Source organism: Halorubrum ejinorense (assembly GCF_055389685.1).
The window spans coordinates 2,337,322-2,349,892 of the sequence record NZ_AP043777.1; the positions used below are offsets into that span (position 1 = coordinate 2,337,322).

Consider the following 12,571-nt stretch of genomic DNA (forward strand, 5'->3'; position numbering starts at 1 on the left):
CCAGTTCCACACTCTACCATGGATCACAGGGGTCGTCGCTCGAATGCGGAACGGTATTGACGCAATCGTTTGAATGCCACCACAATGACGGGGAGCTATGGGCTGTCACGGCGGCCGTCCGTCCCCGCCAGCATCCTCAAATACTATCTCTACAAGGGAACGAAAGCGGTCGAGTTCTATCGGCCGATAATGTATCTCTTCTTTCTCGCTCAGGACCTCTCATTCACGCAGATCGTCGTTCTCGAATCGATATACAATCTCACGACGGTTCTCGGCGAGATTCCGACGGGATACGTGGGGGACCGGCTCGGGCGCAGAAACAGTCTCCTCATCGGGACCGCGCTCATCGCGGTAACGCTGCTCGGGATCGGACTCGCCGGGTCCTTTCTCGCCTTCGCCGGACTGTACGTCTGCTGGTCGATGGGCTACAACTTCCGATCCGGGAGCGAGGACGCGTGGTTGTACGACACGCTCACCGACGACCTCTCTGCGGATCAGTTCGCGCACGTTCGCGGACGCGGCGACGCCGTCGCGCTCGCAATTGGGGCGGGTGCCGCCGTCACGGGCGGGTACCTCGGGAGCCTCGACCTCTCGCTCCCGTGGTTCGTCGCGGCCGGCGTGACCGCGCTCGGTGTTCCGGTCTTGCTCACCGTCGAGGATCCAGAGACGTACGAGGGAAGCGACACCACGCTCGGCTTCCGGCAGTCACTCGGAATCATCCGTGACGTCCTCTCTCGGTCCCATATCCGGGCACTCGTTCTCTACTACTACGTGCTGTACGCGGCCGTCACGTACCTCGTGTTCGTCTTTCTTCAGCCGGTGTTCGAGACGGTAGTCACTGACATCGGCGTTCCTCCGACGGCGATCGAGTCCCTTCTGGGCGTGTTCTACGCCGCGTACAGTCTCGTCGGCGCGGCACTGAGCTACTACACTGGTGTTATCAAAGAACGCGTCGGGATGCGAGTATGGTTCCTCCTCCTCCCGTTTCTCGTCGGGGGAGCACTGGTCGGGATGTATTTCGTCCCGCTGCTCGCGTTGCCGACGTTCCTCCTCGCCCGGGGACTTGCCGACGTGACACAGACCTTCGCGGGTCAGTACGTAAACGACCGCATCGAGACGGTCGGGCGGGCGACGGTCCTGAGCGCGATGGCGATGGTTAGTGGTCTGACCGTCATCCCATTCCAGCTCGGGAGTGGGGTCATCTCGGATCTCGTCTCTCCGCTCTTCGCGCTAGCTGTTGCGGGCATAGTCCTGATCGGTGGGTCGGGAGCGATTCTGCTCTGGGAACACCCGATTTCGGAGTGATACCCGTGGCCGGCCGTAGGTGCTCTGTCCGTGCGTTCGGGCGGCTCGCTTCGTGAGTGCCACACAGGCCCCGTACCTCGCTGGCCCCCGCCGACGGCGCCCCGGTCGCTCGGCGCGTCCCTCCTGTGGGGGAGCGACGTCGTACGGTCGAGTACGAGCACATCCCCTCCTCCCGACCGGTCAGGGAACCGGGCGGCGTTAGCGAGATTCTTTCGCGACTTCGGTGACGGGTGCCGGACGGAGCGCAACCGGGTCGAACCCGGTCTCAGTGGCGACGTCTACTACCGACGGACGAACTCGTTGAGTTCGGCTTCGATGAGCGTTGCGACGCGCTCGCTGTACGTCCAGAGGGCTGCGTTGAGCCGCTCTTCGGTCGCGTCGTCGAGATCGTCGATCCCGCGGAAGACCGAGTCGCTGGTGATCTGTGGGTGGTACACGCAGACCACGCCGAGCGACGCGTCGGAATTCGAGGCCCCCGCCGCGTGGACGCCGTACTGATCGGTTCCCCAGACGCCATCGCCACCCTCTCGCTCCAGTTCGGAATCGAGTGCGTCAAGCAGTTGTACTTCTTCGGCGGAAAGGATCGGATCGTCGCCTTCGAACAGTTCGACGTACGCTTCCCTCCGGGCGCTTTTCGTCCACTGGTCTAACTGGGAACGCGCCTCGAGCACGAGCTGTCGTTCGTCTGAAACTTCCACCATGGCTCTCGTACGGTGGCTAGGTGAATCAACGTTCGGACACCACCTCCGAGAGATCCCCGAATCGAGCGAAAATGTGTCCGTGAGGCCTCTAAAGTTTATTAAGGGAGCGGGCCGGGCGCGATTTTGAACGACGAGAAGACGGTCGCTCGCTTCGCTCGCGCTGCGACTTCTCTCCTTCAAATCGCTTCCGTCCGGGTCCCTCGCCGCATCGCTGTCGCTCTGCGGTTCAGTGTACGGGCCGGGCGCGATTTGAACACGCGACCGACGGATTAAGAGTCCGTCGCTCTCCCTAACTGAGCTACCGGCCCTCACAAGTCCGTATCGGGGTGACGGTAAAAGGCCTTTTCATTCGCCCCCGTCGCCGCGCCGCTCGTCGGCGGCGAATCGCCCGAAAGCGGAGGGCCACGAGTCACGTCGACCGGGACGTACCGGGACGACTCGGACGGCCGCGACGGCGGCCGCGACGCCCCGCGACCGGGAGAGCGCACTCGTTAAGTGTCGTGCCGCGGAAATCCCTCTAATGAGTAGTGGGGCATCCGGATCCGCGCGGACCCGATACGCCATCCTCGGCTGTGGAAGCGTCGGTCACGCCGTCGCGGAGGAACTGACCGGACGCGGCAAGGACGTCCTCATCCTCGACCGCGACGAGAGCCGAGTCGAGGCGCTCCGCGACCAGGACCTCAACGCGCGCGTCCAGGACATCGCCGATCCCGATCTCGTCGACGAACTCGCCGACCGCGACATCGTCTTGATCCTCGCAAGCGACGTGGAGGCGAACAAGGCGGCCGTCTCCGCGGTCAGGGAGACGGGCGGCGACCACTACGTCGTCGTCCGGGCCTCCGACCCCGTCAGCGAAGACGAACTGCGCGATCGGGGCGCCGACGTGGTGATCAACCCCTCGACCGTGATCGCCGACAGCGCGCTCCAGTCGCTGGAGACGGGCGAACTGGAGTACATGGCCCGCCAGCTCGCGGAGATCATCGAGGAGGGCGGCGGCCGGATGGCCATCCTCACGCACGACAACCCGGAGCCCGACTCGATCGCGTCCGCGACCGCGCTTCAGGCCATCGCGGAGGCGTTCGGCGTCGACGCCGACATCGTCTACTCCGGCGACGTCGGCCACCAGGAGAACCGGGCGTTCGTCAACCTGCTCGGGATCGACCTCCTCGAACGGAGCGAGGCGCCGCCCCTGAGCGAGTACGAGACGATCGCGGCCGTCGACCTCGCGAAGGCGGCCGCCGAGGACCTCGCGCTCGACGTTCCGATCGACATTTACCTCGACCACTTGGAGGCCGAGGTGCCGTTCGACGCCCGGTTCGTCGACGTGCGGACGAACGTCTCCTCGACGTCGACGATCCTCACGAAGTACCTCCAGGAGTTCGACCAGTCGCCCTCGGAGGCGGTCGCGACCGCGCTCCTCTACGGGATCCGCGCCGAGACGCTCGACTTCAAGCGGGACACGACGCCCGCTGACTTGACCGCGGCGGCGTACCTCCACCCGTTCGCGAACCACGACACGCTCGAACAGGTGGAGTCGCCGTCGATGAGCCCGGAGACGCTCGACGTGCTCGCGGAGGCGATCCAGAACCGCGAGGTCCAGGGGAGCCACCTCTTCTCGACGGCCGGGTTCATCCGCGACCGCGAGGCGCTCGCGCAGGCCGCACAACACCTCCTCAACCTGGAGGGAATCACGACGACGGCGGTGTTGGGCATCGCCGACGAGAAGATCTACCTCGCGGCCCGCTCGAAGGACATCCGGCTGAACATCGGCAACGTCCTCGACGAGGCGTTCTCCGAGATGGGCGACGCGGCCGGCCACTCGACGCAGGGGTCGCTCGAAATTCCGCTCGGCATCTTCACCGGCATCGAGGCGAGCGGCGAGAACCGCGACACGCTCCTCCACCTCACCGAGGAGGCGGTCCGGCGGAAGCTCTTCGACGCGCTCGGCGTCGAGGGCGGCAGCGGTGACGGTTCGAACGGGTCTTGAACTCTCCCGCGCCCGACCCTCCGATCGCCGCGTCTCGGCGGGGTCGTTTTCCGGCTCGGGGCCGTACACTCGGACGCCACGCCGCATGTACGTTCCCGAGGACGCGCCGCCGGACTGCCCCGCCTGCGGCGCCCCGTACGACTCGGTCTCCCGGCACACCGACGGGTTCGTGGCGAACCTGATCGACAACGAGCGCTACCAGCGGGTGTGTTTCTACCCCGCGAGCGACGGCGGCGAACCCGCGTTCGACTGTTATCACCACACGCACGCGCAGGCCGGAACCGGCGGGCGGACCGACGCCGAGGGAACGGGAAGCAGCGACTGAGAGCGGCCGCGCTCTGTGGGTCGCAGTCAGAACTCGTCGCCGTCGGTGATCGAGGTGTACGATCCGATCAGCGCGCCCGAGAGGTCGACGCCCTCCAGGGTGGCGCCCGTGTCGATCACGGAGTTCCGGATCTCGGAGTCGGTGATAGTCGCGTCCTCGAAGACCACGGTTCGGTCGAGCGTCGAGTCCGTCACCGTCGCGCCGCTCATCACGTGGACCACGTCGCCGAAGTCGCTGCCCTCGACGGCCGCGTCGTCGGCGACGAGCGTGCCGCCGTCGAGCGCGTACTCGACCGCGTCGAGGTAGCTCTCCGCGGTACCGATGTCGAACCACGCGCCGTCGAAGGTGTACGCGTGGACGGACCCGCGCTGCTGGAGCCACTGGAGGAACCAGCCCGGCTCGTCCGGGTTGTTGTCGTCTTCGAGGTACGTCGTGAGCTTCGGAAGCGTCTCGGCCGGGAAGGCGTAACAGGCGATGGAGACGAGCGTGGACTGCGGGTCCTCGGGTTTCTCCTGGAAGTCGATCACCTCGTCGCCCTCCAACTGGACGAGCCCGTACGACTTCGCGCGCTCGCGGTCGCCAACGTCGTAGGCGGCCAGCGTCGGCGTCCCCTTGTCTTGGAAGAAGTCGGCGAAGTCGGCCAGATCGAAGCTGATCATGTTGTCGCCGGCGACGACGATCAGGTCGTCCTCGACGCCCTCGCGCTCGACGAGCTGTTCGAGCGCCCCCACGACGCCGAACTTCTCGTCTTCCTCGACGGTCTCCTCGACGGAGAGCGTCGGCTTCTCGAAGGGACTGTCGGCGAGGTACTCCGCGAACGTGTCGGCGAAGCGCTCGTTCGTCGAGACGAACACCTCGTCGACGCGGTCGTCCGCCTCCAAGTCCTCGAATATCTCGTCGATGACGGTGTTCTCGCCGACCGGGAGGAACATCTTCGGCCGGTGTTCGGTGATCGGCCAGAGTCTGGTCGCGTAGCCACCCGCGAGTACGACGGCTTTCATACCGACCCTCTCTCACCCCGGTGACATACCTTTTGTGCCCGGCAGCGGTGAGCGCGCGACCCCCGGACCGAACGACAGCCGAGACCGGAGGTCGACGCGACGCGGACCCGCGGCGGAACCCCGGACGGTTTTACTCGCCGCACCGCGAACCGGTGGTATGGAGACGACTCGCCAGCGCATCGCCGACGCCCTCCGCGAAGGGCCGCGGACCGCGAGCGACCTCGCGGCGACGCTGTCGCTGCCGACGCCGACAGTCTACGAACACCTCGAACACGTCTCGCAGTCGATCACCGAGGCCGACGGGGGCGGCGGCGAGGAGTTCCTCGTCGCGCCGCCGACCTGCCCGGAGTGCGGGTTCGACAGGTTCGACGACCCGGTCAACGAGCCGTCGCGGTGTCCGAAGTGTAAGTGTGAGCGGATCGAGGAACCCGCGTTCGTGATCCGGTGAGAAGGCCCGAAAGCCGGTCGGGCGCCTACAGCTCGTCCAGCAGCGTCGCCGCCGCGTCGGCCGAGGAGCCCGGGCCGCGCGCGGTGATCAGGTCGCCGTCGACCGTGACGCTCGTGTCGGCGTCGAGTTCGGCGTCCCAGTCGGCGCCCGCGAGGACGACCTCGTCTTCGACCCAGTACGGGAGCTTCCGACCGTCCGGCATCACGTCGTGGTCGTCGACGATGTCTTCCTCCCACGCGTTCGGGAACCCGGTCACCGATCGGCCTTCGACGAGCGGCGTCCCGTCCGCCTCGCGAGTGAACCCGAGGATGCCGACCGCGTGACAGACGACGAGGGCGACGCTCTCCTCGCCCGCCACCGCGTCGAGCAGCAGCTGGCGGGCGTGGCGGTCCTGGTTCACGTCCCAGACGGTGCCGTGGCCGCCGGGGAAGACGACCGCGTCGTAGCCGTCGGCCTCGACCGTCGCGATCGGTTCCGGGTCGTTGAGTTCGGGGTGCGTCTCGTCGACCTCGCGGAGCTCCGCGACTCGCTCCTCGCCGCCCGCGGCCTCCGGGTCGAGCGACCGCTCGTCGACGACCGGCGGCGACCCGGACGGCGTCGCGACCGTCACGTCGACGCCCTCGCTTTCGAGCGTCGTCAGCGGCTCGATACACTCCTCGGCCCAGTACCCTTCCTCGCTCACGACGAATAACGCGCTAGTCATGTGTACGCTCCCGTTCACGCCCCCGACACAAAAGGCGCCCGCGCCCGGCAGCGACGCGGGGTGGGCGCGGGGTTTATAAACTGCGGTGACTCGGACGGCCCTCGGGTTCGAACCGAGGCCGACCGCCTACCCGTCCTCGTCGTCCCGGGCGATCACCGACTGACGCTCCAAGGCCCGTTCGAGGAAGGCCGCGGGCAGCGAGCCGATGTCGCCGACCTGAACGCGCCACAGGTTCGCGTAGAGCCCGTCTTCGGCGAGCAGGCCCCGATGCGTGCCGTCCTCCACGACTCGGCCGTCGTCCAGCACGAGGACGCGGTCGGCGTTGCGGATCGTCGACAGCCGGTGAGCGATCACGAAGGTGGTACGGTCGGCGGCGAACGCCTGGAGGCTCGCCTGTATCAGCGCCTCCGTCTCCGTGTCGACGGCGCTCGTGGCCTCGTCGAGGATCAGGATCTCGGGGTCTTTGAGCATCGTGCGAGCGATCGCGAGCCGCTGGCGCTGACCGCCGGAGAGCTTCACGCCGCGCTCGCCAACCAGCGTGTCGTAGCCGTCGGGGAGGTTCCGGATGAACTCGCCGGCCTGGGCGCGCTCGGCGGCCGCCCGGACCTCAGCGTCGGTGGCGTCGAAGGTGCCGTAGCGGATGTTCTCCGCGACCGTCCCGTAGAACAGGAACGGGTCCTGACTGACGTACCCGATCGCGGTCCGGAGGCTCCGCAGGGTCACGTCGCGGACGTCTCGCCCGTCAACGCGGACCGCGCCCTCGTCGGCGTCGTACAGCCGCGGGAGCAGCTTCAACAGCGTAGACTTGCCCGCGCCGGTCGGCCCGACGACGCCCACGGTCGCGCCCCCATCGACCGCGACGTCGACGTCGCGGATCACGGCGTCGTCGCCGTAGGCGAACGTGACGCTCTCGAAGTCGACGGTCCCGTCGGTGACAGTCAGCGCCGTCGCATCGGGGCTGTCGGCGACGGCCGGTTCCCGCGAGAGGAGCTCGTCGACGCGGAGGCCCGCGGTCTTCGCGCGCTCGTAGTCGTCGACGACGTCGCCGAGCCTGATGATCGGCCAGATGAACTGCTGCGCGTAGATGACGAACGTGACGAACGCCCCGGGCGTGAGCGACCCGGCCAGCCCCAGCGGGGTCGCGCCGAGCACCCACAGCCCGCCGAGCAGGAACGTCGCCGCGAAGCCGAGCCCCGAGATGAGGTTCAGCCCCGGGAAGTACGTGATCCGGACCCGGATCGCGGCCAGGCTGGCACGGAGGTAGCTGTCGGAGGCCGCCCGTACGCGATCCGTCTCGAAGCGCTCGGCGCCCTGCGTCTTGATCACCTCGATGCCGGAGACGCTGTTCTCCAGCCGGGCGTTCAGGTCGCCGATCTCCTCGCGGACGGCGAGGTAGCGCGGCTCGACGACCCGAGTGAACAACAGCGTAAACAGCGCTAGCGCGGGGATCGGCAGCAGCGCGACCGCGGTCAGCGTCGGGTTGAGCCCGACGAGGATGAGGCCGATACCCCCGACGGTCGCGAGGATCCACACCGTCGCGCTCAGGCCGTCCTCTAAGAACGTCTGGAGAGCGTTGACGTCGTTGTTCAGCACGGACATCAGGTCGCCCGTGCGCCGTCGGGTGAAGTAAGCCAGTTCCTGGTCTTGAAGCGCGGCGTAGGCGTCGACGCGAAGCGACCGCTGGACCCGCTGCGCGAACACGCTCCACCCCCAGTCCTCGATCCACGAGAGGACCGCGCCGCCGACCGTCGCTGCGAGCAGCACCGTGATAGAGAAGTAGAGCTGCCCGGTCGGCGTGGACGGAATCAGCTCGGCGGGAACGAGCGGGAGCGCGTACGCCCGCTCACCGAGGAACACCGCGTCGACCGCGAGGCCGATCACCAGCGCCGGTAACAGGCCCAGCGCCCGCCCGATCAGCGTCGCGACCGTTCCCAAGACGGCGTAGCGGCGGCTCCCGTCGGCGTAGTCGGTGTACAGCCGCCAGACGACGTTGCCCGTACGGAGGGCGCCGTCCGGCCCCCGGTCGCTCATGCCACAGGTCTGGGCGCCACGGGTATCAGGGTGTGGACCGGGACGGGTCGTAACTCGCGTTCGGGGAGGATCTGAGACCCGCGGACCGGGTGAACCGAGACACCCGAGCGGGCCGCTCGGTCCCTATTCGTCGCCCTGCGCGTCGACGATCACGACCTCGCCGTCCTCGACGGTGACGTTGATCAGCGTCTTCACGTTGTAGTCGGTCTCGTCGAGCTCGTTGGGGCCGGCCTTCTTGATCACGGCGACGACGTCGACGACGTCCGCGCCGACCTCGTCGGTGAGCGCGTCGAGGATGGCCTTCATCGTGCCGCCCGTCGAGAGCACGTCGTCGAGGACGAGGACGCGGTCGCCCTCCTCGACGTCGTTGATGTACATCTCCGACTCGGAGTAGCCGGTCTCCTGGAACAGCGGGACCTCGCCGTCGAGGCCGTACTGGCGCTTGCGGATGACGACGAGCGGGATGTCGGTCATCAGGGAGAGCGCGGTGGAGATGTGGATCCCCATCGCGGCGGGCGTGACGATCTTGTCGACGTTCTCCAGCTCCGCCTTCCGGATGATCCGGATGACTATCTCCCGGAGCAGCTCCGGTTCGAGCATGGGAACGCCGTCGCTGATCGGGTGGACGAAGTACTGGTACTCGCCTTTCTCGATGATCGGCGCGTCGAGGAGCGACTGCCGCAACTGGTCCATGTCGCGGGTACTCGGGCGGATTAATAAAGCGTGGCGATCCCCGGGTTCCGTGAACCGCACTGACACGGTCGAGTTCGCTCGCCGCCCGAAGCGGCGTGACGGGAGCTACCGGCCGGCCACGTGTCGCTCCGGGGCGTCCGCCGCGGGACCGAGCATCTCGGGGAGCCCCCGCTCCGTCGGCCACGGCGCCGCCGACTCCATACACCGCGACGCGACGCCCTCGTCGCGGACGGCGTCGGTCGGGAGGCCCGCCGCGACGACGTTCTCCGCGACGGCGTCTACAGCACCCTCGCGACGCCGCGGAACGCCCGTCGGAACCCACCCGAAAACGTATGTTCCTCGTGTCTCGTTGTTGAACGGATGAGCGACTCGACGCAGCCGGGCACGGGCGACGGGCTGCCGAACAGGACCCGGGCGCACCGGGGCCAGGCGCGCAGCCCGCGACACGGCCCGCCGGGCCGAGAGACGCGTGCGGCCACGTCGACGTACCGCAACGAGTTCCTGGCCATCGGGAACCGGAGCGGGACCGAGAAGGACCGGCTCGGGGCCCTCCTCACCGACTTCGGACGGATCGCCGGCGAAGTCGGGCTCCTTACCCTGCCGGTGATGCTGGTCCTGCCCTTCGTCGGGGCTCGGGCGTCGCCGGCGCTCTTCGAGACGTGGCTCGTGGGCCTGGCGACGATGGTCGCCGTCGGCACGCTGGTCAGGAACGGCCTGATCGCGTCGCCGCCGTTCACGGACGCGCCGGGGTGGGCGCGCCTGTTCCCGACGTTGGTCCTCCTCAGACTCGTCTACTTCAACGGGACGCTCCTCGCGGCGATCCTCGGCGGCGGTGCCGTGGTCGTCGCCGCGACGGGCTCGGTCGCCGCCGGCCTGCTGGGAGCGTCCGTCGTCAGCGCGGCAGCGACGGTGCTGTTCCCGGCGGCGGTCGACGCGTGGATGACCAGGCTGGCGTGACGCGAACGGACCGCCTCGCCTACTCGAACTCCGGCTCGCGCTTCTCTAAGAACGCCGCCATCCCCTCTCGCTGGTCGCGGGTGCCGAACAGGCCGGCCCACGCCCGTCGTTCGAGGGCGAGCCCGGTCGCCGCCGAGCCGTCGCCGGCCGCGTTCAACGCCTCCTTCGCGGCCCGGAGCGCGGTCGCCGGCTTCGCGGCCAGTTCGCCGGCCAGCTCGTCGATCCTGTCGTCGAACTCCTCGTCCGCGACGACCTCGCCGACGAATCCGACCTCGGCCGCCTCGGCCGCGTCGATCCGCTCGCCGAGGAAGATCAGCCGCCGCGCGACCTCGTCGCCGACGAGCGCCGGGAGCCGCTGCGTCCCGCCCCACCCGGGGATGATCCCCAGATCGATCTCCGTCTGGCCGAGCACCGCGCTCTCGGCGGCGACCCGCAGGTCACAGGCCAAAGCGAGCTCGCAGCCGCCGCCGAAGGCGTACCCGTCGACGGCGGCGACCGTCGGCGCGGGGAACGTCTCGATGGCCTCCGCGACGCGGTGGCCGAGCTCGGCGTACGCCTGCGCCTCGGGCGTCGACAGGTCGACCATGTGGCTGATGTCCGCCCCGGCGACGAACGCGTCGTCGCCCGCGCCGGCGATGACGAGAGCCCGCGCGTCGCGGTCGGCGGCCTCGTCGAGCGCGTCCTCGATCGCTTCGAGCGTCTCGGCGGTGAGCGCGTTGAGCTGTTCCGGTCGGTCGACGGTGATCGTCGCGACGCCGCGGTCGTCGACGTCGAAGGTGATCGTCTCTCTGCTCATGGTCCACCCTCACGGGGCACGCTGAAAACGATTCGGCAGGCGGAACCCCTCTCGTCGACCGTCTCGACCGTCAGACCTTCTCGCGGCTGTCGATCCCGGTGTAAATGAACCAGGCCGTCGTGTAGACGCCGACGAACAGCAGGTAGCCGACGACGAGCCCGCCCAGCTGTCGGCTCGCGAGCCCGCCGGGGACCGTCCGCGAGAGGAGCCAGAGGGCGAACACGAAGACGACGAGCGAGAACAGCCCGGAGAGAGCGTACACGCCGAGGTCCGAGGTAAGGCGTTCGCGCACGCCCCCACTAACTCGGTCCGGTTACATACCCCCATCGGTTGCTCACCGCCGATCGGGCGCGGAGCGGTTGCGCGGATTGCAACCCCTATATGCCCGCGGCCACACGTTCGGGTATGAACGGGAACCGGTTCGGCCGACTCTTCCAGCTGACGACCTACGGCGAGAGCCACGGCGACGCGATGGGCGTCACCGTCTCGGGCGTGCCCGCGGGCGTCGAGCTCGACGAGGAGGCCATCCAGGCGCAGCTCGACCGGCGCAAGCCGGGGCAGTCGATGATCACCACCTCCCGGGGCGAGCCCGACGAGGTCGTCCTCAACTCCGGCGTCCAGGACGGCTACACCACCGGCACCCCGATCGGCATGGTGATCCAGAACAAGGACGCCCGCTCGGGGAAGTACGAGCCGTACGTCACGGCGCCGCGCCCCTCGCACGGCGACTACACCTACTCGGCGAAGTTCGGCACGCGCAACTGGGGCGGCGGCGGGCGCTCCTCGGCGCGCGAGACGGTGAACTGGGTCGCGGCCGGCGCGGTCGCCGAGCAGGTCCTCGACGCCTCCGACCACGACGTCGAGATCAAAGCCCACGTCAACCGCATCGGCGACGTCGAGGCCGACCCGGTGAGCTTCGAACAGCTGCTCGACCACAGCGAGGAGAACGACGTGCGCTGTGCCGACCCCGAGGCGGCCGCCGAGATGCAGGAGCTGATCGAGGAGTACCAGGAGCGCGGCGACTCCATCGGCGGCTCCATCTACTTCGAGTGCCGCGGCGTCCCCCGCGGGCTCGGCGCCCCGCGCTTCGACAGCTTCCCCGCCCGGCTCGGGCAGGCGATGTTCGCCATCCCGGCGACGACCGGCGTCGAGTACGGGCTCGGAAAGGACGCCACCGACGTCGCCGGCAGCGACCGCAACGAGGACTGGACGTTCGACGACGGCGAGTCGTTCGACCACGTCGAAAGCGACGAGGGCGACCCCGTCCCCGTCGGCAACGACCACGGCGGGCTCCAGGGCGGGATCACCACCGGCGAGCCCATCTACGGCGAGGCGACGTGGCACGCGCCGACTTCGATCCCCAAGAAGCAGCGCTCGGCCGACTGGGAGACGAGCGAGGAGAAGGACGTTCAGGTCGTCGGCCGCCACGACCCCGTCCTCCCGCCGCGGGCCGTGCCCGTCGTCGAGGCGATGCTGTACTGTACCGTCCTCGACTTCATGCTGCTCGGCGGCCGGATCAATCCCGACCGCGTGGACGGTCAGCCGGGCGAGTACGACACCGAGTACCACCCGAGCAGCCCGGACAACGAGTAGCCTGAGCGGCCGCCCGACTCGTCCGCCGGGC

13 protein-coding genes and 1 tRNA gene are annotated in these 12,571 nt (G+C 68.5%); 6 read left to right on the plus strand and 8 right to left on the minus strand.

Features of this window, described 5'->3' with window-relative positions; genetic code table 11:
• Positions 1-84 precede the first annotated feature (84 nt).
• Positions 85-1,305, plus strand: a complete 1,221-nt coding sequence (locus ACZ5KW_RS13045) for an MFS transporter (protein WP_371153039.1) — start codon at positions 85-87, stop codon at positions 1,303-1,305.
• 281 nt (positions 1,306-1,586) lie between these two features.
• On the opposite strand, the gene ACZ5KW_RS13050 is transcribed toward ACZ5KW_RS13045, so the two are convergent.
• Both ACZ5KW_RS13050 and ACZ5KW_RS13055 read right to left on the minus strand, forming a co-directional pair.
• Complete coding sequence (locus ACZ5KW_RS13050; RefSeq protein WP_343778126.1) at positions 1,587-2,006, minus strand: DUF7539 family protein; 420 nt, start codon at positions 2,004-2,006, stop codon at positions 1,587-1,589.
• 234 nt (positions 2,007-2,240) lie between these two features.
• A tRNA-Lys gene (locus ACZ5KW_RS13055) sits at positions 2,241-2,314 on the minus strand.
• A gap of 212 nt (positions 2,315-2,526) precedes the next feature.
• On the opposite strand from ACZ5KW_RS13055, the gene ACZ5KW_RS13060 reads away from it, so the two are divergent.
• Both ACZ5KW_RS13060 and ACZ5KW_RS13065 read left to right on the plus strand, forming a co-directional pair.
• On the plus strand, positions 2,527-3,993 hold the full coding sequence (locus ACZ5KW_RS13060; RefSeq protein ID WP_343778127.1) for a DHH family phosphoesterase: 1,467 nt from the start codon (positions 2,527-2,529) through the stop codon (positions 3,991-3,993).
• 85 nt (positions 3,994-4,078) lie between these two features.
• Positions 4,079-4,318, plus strand: coding sequence for a hypothetical protein (locus tag ACZ5KW_RS13065; protein ID WP_343778129.1), 240 nt, complete (start codon positions 4,079-4,081; stop codon positions 4,316-4,318).
• A 26-nt stretch (positions 4,319-4,344) separates the two neighbouring features.
• Here ACZ5KW_RS13065 and ACZ5KW_RS13070 read toward each other — a convergent pair whose 3' ends face one another.
• A complete protein-coding gene (locus tag ACZ5KW_RS13070; protein WP_343778131.1) occupies positions 4,345-5,319 on the minus strand; it encodes an NDP-sugar synthase in 975 nt (324 codons plus the stop codon).
• Between the two features lie 157 nt (positions 5,320-5,476).
• Between ACZ5KW_RS13070 and ACZ5KW_RS13075 the strand changes: the two genes are divergently transcribed.
• Positions 5,477-5,767 (plus strand): transcriptional regulator, encoded by a 291-nt coding sequence (locus ACZ5KW_RS13075; protein WP_343778132.1) that lies wholly within the window; start codon positions 5,477-5,479, stop codon positions 5,765-5,767.
• 25 nt (positions 5,768-5,792) lie between these two features.
• On the opposite strand, the gene ACZ5KW_RS13080 is transcribed toward ACZ5KW_RS13075, so the two are convergent.
• From ACZ5KW_RS13080 to hpt, 3 genes are all read right to left on the minus strand, one after another.
• Complete coding sequence (locus tag ACZ5KW_RS13080) at positions 5,793-6,470, minus strand: type 1 glutamine amidotransferase domain-containing protein (protein ID WP_343778134.1); 678 nt, start codon at positions 6,468-6,470, stop codon at positions 5,793-5,795.
• A 126-nt stretch (positions 6,471-6,596) separates the two neighbouring features.
• A complete protein-coding gene (locus ACZ5KW_RS13085) occupies positions 6,597-8,501 on the minus strand; it encodes an ABC transporter ATP-binding protein (RefSeq protein ID WP_343778135.1) in 1,905 nt (634 codons plus the stop codon).
• 123 nt (positions 8,502-8,624) lie between these two features.
• Complete coding sequence (hpt, locus tag ACZ5KW_RS13090) at positions 8,625-9,194, minus strand: hypoxanthine/guanine phosphoribosyltransferase (protein WP_343778137.1); 570 nt, start codon at positions 9,192-9,194, stop codon at positions 8,625-8,627.
• Positions 9,195-9,554: 360 nt separating this feature from the next.
• Here hpt and ACZ5KW_RS13095 point away from each other — a divergent pair, with 360 nt between their 5' ends.
• Positions 9,555-10,151, plus strand: a complete 597-nt coding sequence (locus tag ACZ5KW_RS13095; protein WP_343778139.1) for a hypothetical protein — start codon at positions 9,555-9,557, stop codon at positions 10,149-10,151.
• Between the two features lie 19 nt (positions 10,152-10,170).
• On the opposite strand, the gene ACZ5KW_RS13100 is transcribed toward ACZ5KW_RS13095, so the two are convergent.
• Both ACZ5KW_RS13100 and ACZ5KW_RS13105 read right to left on the minus strand, forming a co-directional pair.
• Positions 10,171-10,947, minus strand: coding sequence for an enoyl-CoA hydratase/isomerase family protein (locus tag ACZ5KW_RS13100; protein ID WP_343778141.1), 777 nt, complete (start codon positions 10,945-10,947; stop codon positions 10,171-10,173).
• A gap of 70 nt (positions 10,948-11,017) precedes the next feature.
• A complete protein-coding gene (locus tag ACZ5KW_RS13105; protein WP_343778143.1) occupies positions 11,018-11,239 on the minus strand; it encodes a hypothetical protein in 222 nt (73 codons plus the stop codon).
• 113 nt (positions 11,240-11,352) lie between these two features.
• On the opposite strand from ACZ5KW_RS13105, the gene aroC reads away from it, so the two are divergent.
• Positions 11,353-12,540: a chorismate synthase gene (aroC, locus tag ACZ5KW_RS13110; RefSeq protein ID WP_343778144.1), complete on the plus strand. Its 1,188-nt coding sequence runs from the start codon at positions 11,353-11,355 to the stop codon at positions 12,538-12,540.
• The last annotated feature ends 31 nt before the right edge of the window (positions 12,541-12,571 follow it).

Excerpts from the sequence above, each read along its gene's own strand:
- ACZ5KW_RS13075 (WP_343778132.1), top strand. The coding sequence starts at position 5,477 with ATGGAGACGACTCGCCAGCGCATCGCCGACGCCCTCCGCGAAGGGCCG.
- aroC (WP_343778144.1), top strand. The coding sequence starts at position 11,353 with ATGAACGGGAACCGGTTCGGCCGACTCTTCCAGCTGACGACCTACGGC.
- ACZ5KW_RS13085 (WP_343778135.1), bottom strand. The coding sequence starts at position 8,501 with ATGAGCGACCGGGGGCCGGACGGCGCCCTCCGTACGGGCAACGTCGTC.
- ACZ5KW_RS13080 (WP_343778134.1), bottom strand. The coding sequence starts at position 6,470 with ATGACTAGCGCGTTATTCGTCGTGAGCGAGGAAGGGTACTGGGCCGAG.
- ACZ5KW_RS13060 (WP_343778127.1), top strand. The coding sequence starts at position 2,527 with ATGAGTAGTGGGGCATCCGGATCCGCGCGGACCCGATACGCCATCCTC.
- ACZ5KW_RS13070 (WP_343778131.1), bottom strand. The coding sequence starts at position 5,319 with ATGAAAGCCGTCGTACTCGCGGGTGGCTACGCGACCAGACTCTGGCCG.
- ACZ5KW_RS13095 (WP_343778139.1), top strand. The coding sequence starts at position 9,555 with ATGAGCGACTCGACGCAGCCGGGCACGGGCGACGGGCTGCCGAACAGG.
- ACZ5KW_RS13065 (WP_343778129.1), top strand. The coding sequence starts at position 4,079 with ATGTACGTTCCCGAGGACGCGCCGCCGGACTGCCCCGCCTGCGGCGCC.
- ACZ5KW_RS13050 (WP_343778126.1), bottom strand. The coding sequence starts at position 2,006 with ATGGTGGAAGTTTCAGACGAACGACAGCTCGTGCTCGAGGCGCGTTCC.
- hpt (WP_343778137.1), bottom strand. The coding sequence starts at position 9,194 with ATGGACCAGTTGCGGCAGTCGCTCCTCGACGCGCCGATCATCGAGAAA.
- ACZ5KW_RS13100 (WP_343778141.1), bottom strand. The coding sequence starts at position 10,947 with ATGAGCAGAGAGACGATCACCTTCGACGTCGACGACCGCGGCGTCGCG.
- ACZ5KW_RS13045 (WP_371153039.1), top strand. The coding sequence starts at position 85 with ATGACGGGGAGCTATGGGCTGTCACGGCGGCCGTCCGTCCCCGCCAGC.